Source organism: Burkholderia anthina, assembly GCF_001547525.1.
GTDB classification, from domain to species: domain Bacteria; phylum Pseudomonadota; class Gammaproteobacteria; order Burkholderiales; family Burkholderiaceae; genus Burkholderia; species Burkholderia semiarida.
Genome location: NZ_LNJP01000003.1, coordinates 160798 through 173419, shown reverse-complemented (window position 1 = coordinate 173419; position 12622 = coordinate 160798). Strand labels below are relative to the sequence as shown.

General features: G+C 69.0%; 9 protein-coding genes. 5 read left to right on the top strand and 4 right to left on the bottom strand.

Features of this window, described 5'->3' with window-relative positions:
• Nucleotides 1–258: 258 nt before the first annotated feature.
• Nucleotides 259–843: a YiiX/YebB-like N1pC/P60 family cysteine hydrolase gene (locus WS64_RS21125; protein WP_060967609.1), complete on the bottom strand. Its 585-nt coding sequence runs from the start codon at nt 841–843 to the stop codon at nt 259–261.
• Between the two features lie 120 nt (nt 844–963).
• Between WS64_RS21125 and WS64_RS21120 the strand changes: the two genes are divergently transcribed.
• From WS64_RS21120 to WS64_RS21105, 4 genes are all read left to right on the top strand, one after another.
• Nucleotides 964–1701 carry a helix-turn-helix domain-containing protein gene (locus WS64_RS21120; RefSeq protein WP_059582244.1) on the top strand — a complete coding sequence of 246 codons (738 nt, stop codon included), beginning with the start codon at nt 964–966 and terminating at the stop codon, nt 1699–1701.
• 76 nt (nt 1702–1777) lie between these two features.
• Nucleotides 1778–2764, top strand: coding sequence for a pca operon transcription factor PcaQ (gene pcaQ / locus WS64_RS21115; protein WP_060967608.1), 987 nt, complete (start codon nt 1778–1780; stop codon nt 2762–2764).
• Between the two features lie 127 nt (nt 2765–2891).
• Nucleotides 2892–3251, top strand: coding sequence for a type II toxin-antitoxin system RelE/ParE family toxin (locus tag WS64_RS21110; RefSeq protein WP_059639909.1), 360 nt, complete (start codon nt 2892–2894; stop codon nt 3249–3251).
• Nucleotides 3252–3325: 74 nt separating this feature from the next.
• The gene (locus tag WS64_RS21105) at nt 3326–3622 is read left to right on the top strand and encodes an XRE family transcriptional regulator (protein WP_006479223.1); all 297 of its coding nucleotides are present in this window, start codon (nt 3326–3328) and stop codon (nt 3620–3622) included.
• A gap of 87 nt (nt 3623–3709) precedes the next feature.
• Here WS64_RS21105 and WS64_RS21100 read toward each other — a convergent pair whose 3' ends face one another.
• The 3 genes from WS64_RS21100 to WS64_RS21090 form a co-directional block, all read right to left on the bottom strand.
• The gene (locus WS64_RS21100; protein WP_060967607.1) at nt 3710–4984 is read right to left on the bottom strand and encodes an APC family permease; all 1275 of its coding nucleotides are present in this window, start codon (nt 4982–4984) and stop codon (nt 3710–3712) included.
• Between the two features lie 140 nt (nt 4985–5124).
• Nucleotides 5125–9588 (bottom strand): DEAD/DEAH box helicase, encoded by a 4464-nt coding sequence (locus WS64_RS21095; RefSeq protein ID WP_060967606.1) that lies wholly within the window; start codon nt 9586–9588, stop codon nt 5125–5127.
• Nucleotides 9589–9856: 268 nt separating this feature from the next.
• Nucleotides 9857–10381, bottom strand: coding sequence for a metal-dependent hydrolase (locus tag WS64_RS21090; protein ID WP_060967605.1), 525 nt, complete (start codon nt 10379–10381; stop codon nt 9857–9859).
• Between the two features lie 398 nt (nt 10382–10779).
• On the opposite strand from WS64_RS21090, the gene ggt reads away from it, so the two are divergent.
• Complete coding sequence (gene ggt, locus WS64_RS21085; protein ID WP_060967604.1) at nt 10780–12501, top strand: gamma-glutamyltransferase; 1722 nt, start codon at nt 10780–10782, stop codon at nt 12499–12501.
• Nucleotides 12502–12622 lie beyond the last annotated feature (121 nt).

Here is a 12622-nt window from a genome sequence, read left to right as displayed (position 1 = left end):
TTTTCGCGAAGTGGATGGCACGACTTTAGCCAATCCGGAAAGTTATGCAAAATGACCTTTTTTCGCGAATCGCATAACGGTTCGTTATGTACTTCCCCACAATGAAAATTCCGCCGGACAGAAAGCCTGTCCGGCGGAAAAAAGCGATCGGGCTTCGCGTCGTCGGCGACGACCCCGTGCACGGCCCTCCAGCCAGCCCGTCACTGTTTTTTGTCGTTCGTTCTCGTTGTTATCCGGTCTCCCCGAGCGTGCCCGTCGTCATGGACGGCCGGGATCGAGCACGATCCCGTCGAATTCGAGCGCCAGCGCGCCGCTGCGCAGCAGGGCCGCGGGTGTCGCCGCGTGGCCGGCGCCGAGCACCTCGGTCACGTACCGCGTGCAGAAGCCACGCCGCGCCCGCGGGTTGAAGCGACTGCCGAGCAGCGCATCGATCCGCTGTTCGGCCAGCGCATGCGCGTGGCGCTGCGCGTCGGCCGACGCCGCCGCGACGCGGCGCGCCAGTGCGATGCGTCCGCCGTCGGTACGGGCGACGAAGCGCGACAGCGGCGTGAGCTTCGTCCACGCGAACGCCGCCGGCTCGGCGATCACCGGTTCGGCGCCCGACGTATCGACGACGATGCCGAAGCGATTGGCCCAAGTGCCCGATGTTTCGACCGAACCGTTCGCACCGGCGGCGGCGTCCGGCGCACCGGCCGGCACGCGGATGAACACCAGATCGCCGACATGCGCGCCGGCGGCCAGCGTGCGCACGGTGGCGAGCGGCATCGCGCGATCGGTGCCGCGCGCATCGCGCGGTGCGGTGTGGTGCGGTTCGCAGGCGGCTGTGTCGATTCGGGTGGTCATTTCGGCTCCGTCGTTGCGTGACAGGACGGAGCGGATTATGCAGACAAGTAACCCAAAGTGCTGATGTGGATGCGCGAGTGGCCTAATATTCGACCTCGAGCATCATTTTTCGATACCGCCATGACCGAGACCGCCCAACTCATCGAAACGCTGAAGCGCCAGTTGAAGGCGCAGGGCATGACTTACCGGGACGTCGCGCGTGCGCTCGACGTCTCCGAGACGAGCGTGAAGCGGCTGTTCGCGAGCGGCCGCTTCACGCTGGAGCGCGTCGTGGAGATCGCGCAGTTGCTCGGCTATACGCTCGCCGAGCTCGTGCAGGAGGCGTCGGCGTCCGCGCCGCGCCTGCGTGTGCTGACCGAGCAGCAGGAGGCGTTGCTGGTGTCGGACGAGAAGCTGCTGCTCGTCGCCGTTTGCGCGATCAACTACTGGACCGTGCAGGACATCGTGTCGGCCTACCGCCTCACGCAGGCCGAGTGCGTGAAATACCTGCTGATGCTCGACCGGATGAACGTGATCGCGCTGCTGCCCGGCGACCGGATTCGCGTGCGCGTCGCGCGCGATTTCGACTGGCTGCCGGGCGGGCCGATTCGCCGCTACTTCCATGCGCACGTGCTCGACGATTTTCTGGGCAGCCGCTTCGACGGCCCGGGCGAGACGATGACGTTCCTGCAAGGGATGCTGACGGATGCTGCCGCCGCGGAGCTCGAACAGGAACTGCGGCGGCTTGCCAGCAAGGCCGCGGCGCTGCATGCGGAGTCGTCGTCCGCGCCGCTCGGGCAGAAGCACGGCACGGCGCTGCTGATCGCGAAACGGATCTGGGAGCCGACCGGATTCCACGCGCTGCGGCGTCATGCCTGACGTCGCCGGAAAGCTTTGGCCTTTCCGGGAAGTTATGCAAAATGGCGATTCATCGTCATTCGCATAACCATCCGTTATGAGCAACCGTATCGCCGACGGCCGCGTCAAATTCCGTCACCTGCAGTGTTTTCTCGCGGTCGCGCAGCTCGGCGGCGTGCAGAAGGCGGCCGAAAGCCTGTCGATCACGCAACCGGCCGTGTCGAAGACGATCGCCGAACTGGAGACGATTCTCGGCGTGAAGCTGTTCGAGCGCGGCCGGCACGGCGCGCAGCCGACCCGCGAGGCGCAACTGTTCATGCCGCACGCGAACGCTTGCGTGCTGGCGCTGCGGCAGGGCGTCGGGCTGCTGGCACGCGAGGGCGGGGCCGCCGCCGCGACGCTGGAAATCGGCATGCTGCCGACCGTCGCGGCCTCGCTCGCGCCGGCCTTGATGAAGGCGCTGACCGCACGCTGGCCGCGCATCGTCGTGCGGATCGCGACGGCCGCGAACGCCGACTTGCTGGAGCGCCTGAAATCCGGGGCGATCGAATGCGCGATCGGGCGGCTGTCGGAGCCCGAACGGATGATCGGGCTCGCGTTCGAGCAGTTGTACAACGAGCCGCTCGCCGCGGTCGTGCGCGCCGGGCATCCGCTGCTCGCGAGTGCGGCGCCGGCCACCGAGCTCGCACGCTATCCGGTCGTGCTGCCGCCGTTCGGCACGTTGATCCGCCAATCCGCCGAGCAACTGCTCGGCGCATGCGGCGCGCCGCCGCTCGATTCCTTCATCGAGGTGCTGTCGGTATCGGTCGCGCGCGCGCTGGCGCTCGAGAACGACGCGGTCTGGTTCGTGCCGCTTTATGCGGCGCAATACGATCTGTCGGCCGGCGCGCTGGCGCGCCTGCCGCTGCCGTCGGCGGGCACCGACGAGCCGGTCGGGCTCGTGCTGCGCACCGATGCGCAGCCGTCGCCCGTCGCGCGGACGCTGATCGACGCGGTGCGCGACATCGCGCGGTCGCGGTTCGGCGATGCGCGAGCGCCTCGGGCGCCACGCGCAGCGCGCAAGCCCGTTCGCGGCAAGCGTTGATCCATCGGGCCTGGCGATGCGCCGGACCCGATCCCCCTTCTTGCCGCGGGATCGGCCATCCGGTCAGTAGCCGTCATCGGGGTGCTTGGCATATCGTACCGTTTTTGATACGATGGACGACAAGACGATGGCGAGACAGCAGATTCAGGTCACGCTCGGCGTGCGGTTCTTCCGGACGGCTCGCGGCAACGAGCCGGTGCGCGAATGGCTCAACGCGCTCGGGCGACTGGAGCGAAGGGCGATCGGCGAAGAGATCAAGACCGTTCAACTCGGCTGGCCGCTCGGCATGCCGCTGGTCCGGAAGATGGCGAAGGATCTATGGGAGATCCGCGTGACGGTGCCGGGGCGAAGCGCACGCGTGCTGTTCACGGTCGTCGGCGACACGATGGTGCTGCTGCACGGCTTCTTCAAGCAGTCGCGAGCCACGCCGTCGGACGATCTCGACGTCACCGTCGCGCGCCTGAAAACGCTGACGCGCGCCATTTGAATTCCCCGGTTGCGCCGGAACGCACCGTCTCCGACGGTCGGGCAGCCGGCAACGCCATGCACCTGGAGTACGACATGACGACCACGAACAATCCGTATATCGGCAGCGATTTCGACGCCTTCCTCGAAGCGGACGGCAACCTCGAAGCGGCCACCGCCACCGCGATCAAGCGCGTGATCGCTTGGCAGATCGGGCAGGAAATGAAGGCGCAGCACATCACGAAAACGGCGATGGCCGCGCGGATGAAAACCAGCCGCGCCGCGCTCAACCGGCTGCTCGACGAAACCGACACGAGCCTCACGCTGGCGACGCTCGCGAGCGCGGCCGCCGCGCTCGGCAAACGGCTCAGCTTCGAGCTCGTGCCGGCCTGAGCGGCGCGAACGAACGGCGCGCGGCCGGATCGACGCGATCGTTCACGCGGCGAGTTGTCGAGCGCCGGCCCGCGTGCGCATGCCGGGTCATCGACGCGCTCGGGTGATCTGCAGATACAGCAACGCGCCGCCCGCGAGCAGCAGCGGGCACAGGAAATACCATCCGGTCGTCACGAACAACCCGGCCACCGCAATCAGCGAAATCCACGCGCAGCGATACGCGATGCCGCCACGCGGCAGCAGCTTCAGCGCGGCCGCCGCGCCGAGCCCGTACACCATCACGAAACATCCGGATGTCACGAGCACGAGCGGCTTCGGCCCGACGTCCGACAGCGTCGTGGCGGCCAGCGCGATGGCCGCGAGCACGGCAATCACGCCGAGGCTGCGGCGCGGCACGCCGCCGACCTGGCTGCCCTGTGCGAGCCACGCAGGCAGCGCGCCGTCGCGTCCGAGCGCCGCGCCGAGCTTCGCCGCGCCGGCAAAATACGCGTTCATCGTGCCCAGCGTGAGCAGCAGCGCGGCGGCCGCCGCGAGCACCTGCGTATGGCCGCCGATGCCGCCCGCGATCAGTTCGGCGAGCGGCGCGCCCGATGCGCCCGCGGAAGGCCCGAGCACCGTCACGCTCGCGGCGGCGACCGACAGATACAGGAACCCGACGACCACGACTGCGATGCCGGCCGAACGCGGCATGTCGTGCGCGGGCCGGCGGAATTCGGCCGCGAGATGCGTGATCGCTTCCCAGCCGGCGAAGCTCCATACGAGCAGCGCGGCGGCCTGGCCGACCGCGAGCCAGCCGTGCGGGGCGAATGGATGCAGGTTCGCGGTGCGCGCATGTGGCGCGGATGCGAGCACTGCGGCGAGCAGCAGCGCGACGAGCAGCGCCGACAACACGAGTTGCATGCGGCCCGACACGGTAACGCCGAATGCGTTCGCGGCCGATACGACGGCGATCAGTGCGGCGGCCGTGACGATGATCGTCGTGTGTCCGCCGCCCGTGACAGCGGCGACGTAGGCACCGCCGAACATTGCCGCGGCCGGCGCGCCGGCCGGCACCGCGAAGTAGAAGCACCAGCCGACGACGGCCGCGGCCTTGGGGCCGAATGCGCGCCGCGCGTAGGTCGACACGCCGCCCGCATCGGGATAGCGGGCGCCGAGTGCGGCGAAGGTGGCCGCGAGCGGCCCGGACAGCACGACGAGCGCGGCCCACGCGAGCAGCGAGGCCGGCCCCGCGACGTCGGCGGCGAGCGCGGGGAGCGCGATCACGCCGGTGCCGAGCACCGCGCCGATATAGAGCGCGGCGCCCTGGAAAATGGTCAGCGAACCCGCGTGACGGGCAGCGGGCGAATCGGCATGCGAACGCATGAGCGGCAGTCTCCGGAAGTCTTGTTTTGTGTGGGCGACGCGCGGAAGTTCGCGCGGTCGATCGTTCGATGCTACCCGAACGATGGTGTCCGCGCGGCGCGGCGATCAGTAGTCGTGTGCCGCGTGCGTGTCAGCCGATGTCAGCAGGAACGCGCGAGCCGCAAGCGTGCCTCCTCGCGCGCGGCGGGCGACAGGTCGGGCGCGTAGTGGAACGTACCCGATACCAGCGATGCGACGGGCACGCCGTCGCGGAACAGCACGCGATTGCCGGCCAGCGCCGGTACCTTGTCGCCGGGCAACAGCGTGCCGGCGAGATTCAGCGGATCGGCGCCCGTCACGCAGATGTACTGTCCGTCGCCCGGTTGCCGCCGCAGTTCGCGCAGGATCGGGATGGCCTCGGGTAGCGCGAATTGCTCGCCCGCGAGCCCGGCGACGAAGCGTCCGCCGCGAATCTCGCCGCGTGCTTCGAGGCGCTGCAGCACGCGCACGAGTTCGCGCCAGCTCGGCAGCCAGTCGGCTTCGCGTTCGAGCAATCGCCAGAACACGACGCCGTAGCGGCGCAGCAGCGTCCATACGATATGTTCGAACGCGTCGGGATCGGTCGTGGCGAGGCCGCGTTTCGCCGCGGGCGCCTCGCCGTCGGGCCGCGGATGACGCTGCACGAGCGCCCAGCGGCCCGCGTCGTCCATCCCGCCGATCAGTGCGCCGCCGCGCCGCGTGCGCGGCGCATAAGTCGCGCTGCGCTTGACGGCCGGCTTCAGCAGCGCGCGCAGGCCCGCGTAGCTGTCCGCATTCACGAGGCCGGCCGACACGAGTTCGCCGAGCGCCTGTTCGAGTTCGACGGGCAGCATGTGCAAGTCGTCGAGCAGCGCGTCGAAGAACATCGCGCCATGCGCGGCGAGCGCATCGCGCACTTGCGTGGCGCGTGCGGACAGCGTCGGTTGCGCATCGGGATCGCGCAGCGCCTGCCATGCAGAGAGATGGCGGCGCGGCAGCAGCACGATCGGCGTCGTCTTCACGGGCGTGCCGGCCGCGCGCGCCGGCGCGCCGATGCGCGTCCACACCAGCTTGCCCGAGCGGCACAGTTCGTCGAGGCCGCCCGCCGTGTAGTCGGTGAGCCGCGCGGGCAGCAGCGCGTCTTCCCACGCGCTCGCCGCCGCCTCGTAGCCTTCGAGCTGTTCGACCACGGCCGCCAGCGCGTCGCGGCCGGCGCCGCGCGTGTCGGGTGCCAGATGTTGCCAGTGGAACAGGAAACGCATGAAATCGGCGCGTTCGACCGGCTCGATCTCGCGGCGCAGCCGCTTCACCGTATAGCGATGAATGCGCGCGAGCAGGTGGCGCTCGCACCATTCGTCGGTCGTCGCGCCCGGCGTGAAGCGGCCGCGCATCACGTAGCCTTCGCGCTCCAGCACCGCGAGCGCCGTCGCGATCGACGCGGGCGGCAGGCCGAGCGGCGCGGCGATCGCATCGAGCGTCAGCGGCCCGAAGCCGGTGAGCCGCGCGCGAATCACGTCGACGAGCGCCGCATCGGCTTCCCACGGCTGCGCGCACGCGGCCGGCACTTTGAGCGTGGGTGTCGCGCGGGCGTCGGGATGCAGCGCGCGCAGGCAGACGAGCCGCTCGACCGGCACCCACAGCGCGGCACCGCCCGGCGTCGCGAGTTTCGTCGCGCGGCGGCGTTCCGCGAGTTCCGCGAGTCGCTCGGGCCAGCCCGCGTGCGCGTGCGCCTCGCCGTCGGCCACGCACGCGAGGGTGAGCAGTGCATCGTGCATTTCGTCGGCGTCGCGCACGAGCGGCCACGCTTCGTCGCGCACCGCGTCGATCGCGTCGGCGTCGAGCGCGCCGAGATCGTCGGCCGATTCGGGATCGCTCCAGCGGCGCGACTGCACGGCCTGCGTGCGGCGTTCCTCGAGCGGCGCATCGTCGAGGAACGCGTAGGGCTTCGCGTTCAGGATCTCGGCCGCGAGCGGCGACGGCGCGGGCAAGTCGCGCGCGACGAGTTCGATCGCGCCGCTTTCGATCCGGCGCAGCAGCGCGAGCCAGCCGTCGGTGTCCATCGCGTCGTGCAGGCAATCGTCGAGCGTCTGGTCAACGAGCGGGTGATGCGGAATCTCGCGTTCGCCGACGATGTTCTCGAGGCACGCGACCTGATCGGGGAACACCGTCGCGAGCAGGTCGTCGCTCTTCATCCGCTGCAGTTGCGGCGCGGTGCGCCGGCCGCCGGTGAAGCGCGGCAGCGCGAGCGCGGTGGTCGCGTTCCAGCGCCAGCGCACGCCGAACATCGGCGCATCGAGCAGCGCCTGGATCAGCACGTGTTCGGCGCTGGCCGAACGCAGGTAGCGCCACACTTCGTCGAGCGCGAAGCTGTGCGCGAGCGACAGCGACAGGATGATCGCGTCGTCCGTCGCGGCGGCCTGCAGTTCGAAGTTGAAGCTGCGGCAGAAGCGCTTGCGCAGCGCGAGCCCCCAGGCGCGGTTGATCCGGCTGCCGAACGGCGAATGGATCACGAGCTGCGTGCCGCCCGATTCGTCGAAGAAGCGCTCCATCACGAGCGTGTCCTGCGTCGGCAATGCGCCGAGCGCGGCGCGGGTGCGGGCGAGGTAGTCGGCGATCTGGCGCGCGGCGTCGGGCGACAGCCGGAGATCGTCGACGAGCCAGCGCAATGCGGGCGCGAGGCGGCTGTCGCTGGGGGCGAGCGCGGTGGCGGTTGAGGCTTGTGCGTCGGCTTCCGCTTTCGCATTGCTTGTGGCGTTGCCGCCCGCGCGCTTGCGCCCGGCGGCGCCGGCCTGCCGGTCGCCTTCGGCGAACAGCGCGTCGAGCCGCGCGCGCAGCCGGCCGACCGCCGCCGACAACTCGTCGCTGCGCCCGAGTCCTTCGCCGAGCCAGAACGGAATGCCCGGCGATTGCCCGTGCGCGTCCTCCACGCGCACGCGGCCCGTTTCCACGCGAATGATCCGGTACGACTGATTGCCGAGCTGGAACACGTCGCCGGCCAGGCTCTCGACCGCGAAATCCTCGTTGACGGTGCCGACCTGGATGCCCTGCGGTTCGAGCAGCACCGCGTAGTCGGCCATGTCGGGGATCGTGCCGCCGGAGGTGGTCGCGGTCATCATCGCGTTGCGGCGGCCGCGCACCGTACCGCCGACCACGTCGCGGTGCAGGTACGCGCCGCGCACGCCGCGACGGCTCGTGAATCCCTCGGCGAGCATCTTCATCACTTCGTCGAAGCGTTCGCGCGTCAGCCGCGCATACGGCGCGGCGCGCGTGAAGCTCGCGTACAGCGCGTCCTCCTGCCACTCCGTGCACGCGACTTCGGCGACGATCTGCTGCGCGAGCACGTCGAGCGGCGCTTCCGGAATCCGCAGCGCATCGAGTTCGCCGCGTTGCACGCAGTCGAGCAGCGCCGCGCATTCGACCAGTTCGTCGCGCGACAGCGGAAAGAGCCGCCCCTTCGGCACGCCGCCGACATGGTGCCCCGAGCGGCCGACGCGCTGCAGGAACGGCGCGATGCCGCGCGGCGAGCCGACCTGGCAGACGAGATCGACGTCGCCGATGTCGATGCCGAGTTCGAGCGACGCGGTCGCGACGAGCAGCTTCAGTTCGCCGCGCTTCAGGCGCTGCTCGGCGTCGAAGCGGTGCTCCTTCGCGAGACTGCCGTGATGCGCGGCGATCGCGTCCTTGCCGAGCCGGTCGGCGAGATGGCGCGCCATGCGCTCGGCCGTGCGGCGCGTGTTGACGAACACCAGCGTCGTGCGATGCGCGGCCGCGAGCCCGGCGATGCGGTCGTACACCTGTTCCCATACGTCGGTCGCCATCACCGGTTCGAGCGGCACGTTCGGCAGTTCGAGCGCGAGATCGCGCTCGCGCGTGTGGCCGGTGTCGACGATCGCGCAGTCGCGCGGCGCGTCGGCCGGCCCGCCGACGAGAAAGCGCGCGACCGCGTCGATCGGCTTTTGCGTGGCCGACAGCCCGATGCGCGGCAGCGCGTGGCCGACCAGCGCGTCGAGGCGCTCGAGCGACAGCGCGAGATGGCTGCCGCGCTTGGACGACGCAAGCGCATGGATTTCGTCGACGATGATCGAGCGCACGTTCGACAGCATTTGCCGCCCCGACGTGGACGACAGCAGCACGTACAGCGATTCGGGTGTCGTGACGAGGATGTGCGGCGCGCGCTTGCGCAGCGCGGCGCGCTCGGCCTGCGTCGTGTCGCCGGTGCGTACCGCGGTGCGGATCGCCGGCACCGGCAGGCCGAGCTGCGCGAGCGATTCCGCGATGCCGGCGAGCGGTGCGTCGAGGTTCACGTGGATGTCGTTCGACAGCGCCTTCAGCGGCGATACGTAGACGACCAGCGTCGCGTCGGGCAGCGTGCCGTCGTGCGCGAGCGCATCGCGCACCAGCTCGTCGAGCGCGCACAGGAACGCGGTGAGCGTCTTGCCCGAGCCGGTCGGCGCGGCGACGAGCGTCGAGCGGCCGGCCTTGATGTGCGGCCACGCGAGCGCCTGCGCGCCGGTCGGCGCGGCGAACGTGCGCGTGAACCACGCGGCGACGGCCGGGTGGAACACGTCGAGCGCACGGGCGGCGGGGTGGGGAGCTGTGACGTCCATCGGAGCGTTGAAATAGGGTGCGAGCGTGCGGACACATCGCACGCGAATCGAATCGTCAGTGTGCCAGACGCCGCGCGTGCGCGCCGGGCATGCGTGCCGACGATTCCAATGCAGATGGGGGCCTGCACCGTGCTTTCAATGGACGGAAAGTTGCGTGCCCGTCGGCACGCCGAGCGCGCGCTGAATTGTGTCGAATTGCAACTTGGGGGCGAGCCCCACGGCTGAATTTTCCGAAACACGGAACGTGCGTTACCAGCGCGAACCGTCCCTAGACGCGATGCATCCAGCCGAGCCAGTGTTGGACCACCGGCGCACGCGACCACAGCGACTGAGCGAGCCACAGCGTGCCGCCCCATGCGGCGGCCACGACGATCAGGTCGCAATGTCCGCTGTTCCACAGGTTCAGCGAATGGCGCCGCCAGATCCACGGTACGCCGAGCGGATTGGGCCAGTCGGCGAGCAGATGCATCACGCCACCGCAGGCGAAGCCGAACAGCGGCGCGGCCCACATCGGATGCGGATGATGGACGAGCCCGTGCCACCCGAGCGCGAGCAGCGCGATCCAGCCGATGCCCCAGTGCGTGATGGTGCGATGCGTGATCCACAGCCGGCGCTTGCGGGTCCACCATGCGATTTCGAGCCAGTCGGGCGCGGTGCCGCCCGCGACGCCCGCGGCGAACGCGGCAAGCATGCCCGAGTGCCACGGGCCGGTCGCGCCGGTTTGCGCGACGAGGATGGCGGCGGCGACGCCGGCTGCGAAGCCGGATGCGTGATGCGCATTGTGTGATGCCATAGGGAGCGAGACGAAGAAACGTGAAGCGGCGCGTGCACGAAACGATGATGCGGCGCGCACGCGGGGCGCTATCTTCGCAGATCGAACTGTGCAGCGGGCCGCTGGTTCGCAGATTTTTTCGCACCCGCTGCGGGGCTGGCCGTATGGTTCGCAACTTTCGGTTTTGTGGACTGCGCGCCGGCGCGCGTCGCCGACGATGCCGAACGATTCGCGGGCGCGTCGCGGCGCCGCAACGTGACCGCGCGCACGCAATCGGCACGCTTTCGTCGCACCTCACGTGTTCGACCCTTTTTGTCCCCCTATACTACGAAGCCGGCATATGGCCGTCGGCGCGCTGGCGGCCATCCACGGATCAGGTGCTTTTCCTGCCTGAAGGAGATCCACATGGGGGACATGCAATGACTACGCTGAATCGCTTCAAATCATCCGCCGCCGTGTTGGCGACGGTGGCCGGCATCGGCTTCCTGCCGAACGCGCCGGCCTACGCGAAAGGGCCGCAGCCCGCGGTCCTGACGAGTTCCGCGGTGGCGGTGGCCGACAAGTACAGCGCGGATGCCGCGGAGCGGATCTTCAAGGAGGGCGGCAATGCGATCGACGCGGCCGTCGCGATCGCGTTCACGCTCGCCGTCACGTACCCGGAAGCCGGCAACATCGGCGGCGGCGGCTTCATGACGATCTACAAGGACGGCAAGCCGTACTTCATCGATTACCGCGAGCGCGCGCCGCTCGCCGCGACGAAGGACATGTACCTCGACAAGGACGGCAACGTCGTCAAGGGCATGAGCCTGTACGGCCCGCGCGCGGTCGGCGTGCCGGGCACGGTGGCGGGCATGTGGGAAGCGCAGAAGCGCTTCGGCAAGCTGAAGTGGAAGCAGGTGCTCGCGCCGGCGATCCACTATGCGCGCGACGGCTTCGTCGTCGATGAGCAACTGGCGCAGCGCGGTGTCGACGCGTCGAAGGAATTCGGCGGCAAGACCAATTTCGACAAGTACTTCTCCGGGCTGAAGGCCGGCGCGAACTTCAAGCAGCCCGATCTCGCCGACGTGCTGACGCGCATCGCGGACGGCGGCGCGGAAGGTTTCTACAAGGGCAAGACGGCCGAGCTGATCGCCGCGTCGACGAAGACCGGCGACGGCAACGGGCTGATCACGACCGAGGATCTCGCGCAGTACCGCGCGGTGTGGCGCCAGCCGGTGCAGGCGAAGTGGAACGGCTACGACGTGATCACCGCGCCGCCCCCGAGTTCCGGCGGCATCGGCCTCGTGCAGTTGCTGAAGATGAAGGCCGATCTCAAGCAGGACTTCGAGGGCGTGAAGCTCAACTCGCCGCAGTACATCCATCTCGTCGCGGAAATCGAGAAGCGCGTGTTCGCCGACCGGGCGCAGTATCTCGGCGATCCCGACTTCTACAAGGTGCCGATCGCGCAGTTGACCGACGACGCATACATCGCGAAGCGCGCGGCCGAAGTCAACCCGAAGGAGCCGTCGGATACCAAGAGCGTGCAGCCGGGCCTCGGCACGACGATGCCGGAGAAGGCCGAAACGACGCACTTCTCGGTGGTCGACAAATGGGGCAACGCGGTGTCGAACACGTACACGATCAACGGCTATTTCGGCTCGGGCGTGATCGCCGACGGCACGGGCATCGTGCTGAACGACGAGATGGACGACTTCTCCGCGAAGCCGGGCGTCGCGAACATGTTCGGCGTGGTCGGCAGCGACGCGAACGCGATCGAACCGAAGAAGCGTCCGCTGTCGTCGATGTCGCCGACGATCATGACGAAGGACGGCAAGGTGTCGCTCGTGATCGGCACGCCGGGCGGCTCGCGCATCTTCACGTCGATCTTCCAGGTGATCAACAACATCTACGACTTCAAGATGCCGTTGAAGGAAGCGGTCGGCGCGATGCGATTCCATCACCAATTGCTGCCGCCGAACACGATCTTCTGGGAGCCGTACCACCCGATCGAAGGCGAACTCGCGAAGCAGATCGAGGCGCGCGGCTATACGCTGAAGGGGCAGGATTTCAGCGGCGACATCCAGGTCATCAAGATCGACGGCAAGACGCCGGAAGCGATGGCCGATCCGCGCGGGCGGGGCGTGACGCGAATCATTCGTTAAGGTGACGTTGACGTGAAGCGATGCGTGCGCGTCGGCGAAAGCAGCCGCGTACGCTGTCCGGCAGCCGGTGTTTCGACCCGGCTGCCGATTTTTTTAGCTGGTCGTTCGGATGAAGCCCGCG